Genomic DNA, 1,283 nt, shown 5'->3' with positions numbered 1-1,283 from the left:
AACAGATGCCCTCCACCGTCCGCCGGTGGTCATTCCACGGACGGCCGCCCTTCGCGCCCCCACGCGGCATCAACGGCTCAATCCGCGCCCACATCTCGTCACTGAACTGAGGACTCCTGGTCACAAAGACAACCCTGACCCCCACCACCCAAATCAGTTACGCGACACGCCCTAGGTGGTGCGGGCCTTGGTCGACGCAGGGGTGTCGTTGTCGGGGTGGGTGAGACACGATGGTGTCATGAGCGGTCTGCAGGGCGAGGCGCCTGGTCTGGTGCGGGTGCGTGATCCCGAGCAGTGGGCCTGGTTCGCCGACGGTGTCGCGGCGGGCAGGTGCCCGTGGGCGTCGGCGGGGGCGGTGTTGCCGGCTCACTTCGAGACCGTGGTGCGGGTGTTCCCCCCGGCCCAGGACGGCTCCACGTGGGAGCAGGTCGCAGCCGAGTCGGGCCGGGTTGCTCACCCGCTGATGCAATGGACCCACATCGAACAACGCTGCGGGATGGCGTCCCGCTCCGGGGAGGGGCCGCTAGTGTTCGGCGACCGGGTTCCCGAGGCGGGGAACCCGCCGGCGGATCTGCTGGAGGCGGTCTTGGAGCACTGTCCGGCAGAGGGTGCGGTGTTCCATGGCGTGTGGGTGGGCTACAACCAGTGGGACGACCCGTCCAACGAGGCCCTGCTGGTCATTCCCGGCCGGGAGTACCGCATCTTCAAGGGGCCGAAGGCGGCCTTCCGGGATTGGCCCGACTGGCAAGCGGATCGGAGGGGCCGCTCGGCGAACCTGGTATGGCCGGCCGATCACAGTTGGGTGGTCGCGGCCGAGATCGACTGGCCGTACCTATTGGTCGCCGGACCGGCAGAGCTGACCGACTCGATACACGCCAATCCTGGGTTGGAGGCCCACCGGGTGCCGATGAACACGCCCTTGGACTGGAGCAGCGACACCATCAACCCGCCGTTCTGGCAATACCCGTAGGAGTCACACCCGGAAGATGCAGGACTGATCCATCTCGGGCCTCTCAATGCCCACGGCGAACATACGCAACTGCCGCGCCTAGTGCCGATCTGCGGATGGCGGGGTTTCGCGGTCCGCGGGTGGTCGCGGCGCGTGAGCCGGGCGAGGGGTGAGGCGAGTGGGCTAGGCCGTGTTGATCAAGAGGCGGGGGCCGGGCGCGGCCAGTGATTCCATCCGACGGGAAGGTCGCGGAGGACGGGCTTGGCGTCTTTGAGGCGCTGGGCAGGAAGATCTTGGGAGCGGGATTTCCCGGAGCTCGCGCCGTCGGGATAGG

1 protein-coding gene is annotated in these 1,283 nt (G+C 68.0%); it reads left to right on the top strand.

Annotated elements, in window-relative coordinates; translation table 11 throughout:
• Positions 1–238 precede the first annotated feature (238 nt).
• Positions 239–970: a hypothetical protein gene (locus tag H5397_RS17375; RefSeq protein WP_182819001.1), complete on the top strand. Its 732-nt coding sequence runs from the start codon at positions 239–241 to the stop codon at positions 968–970.
• Positions 971–1,283: the final 313 nt, after the last annotated feature.

Origin of the sequence: Propioniciclava sp. MC1683, assembly GCF_014164675.1 — a bacterium.
Lineage (GTDB): Bacteria > Actinomycetota > Actinomycetes > Propionibacteriales > Propionibacteriaceae > Propioniciclava.
The sequence above is the reverse complement of the archived record's forward strand: the minus strand, read 5'-3'. Positions and strand labels throughout refer to the sequence as shown.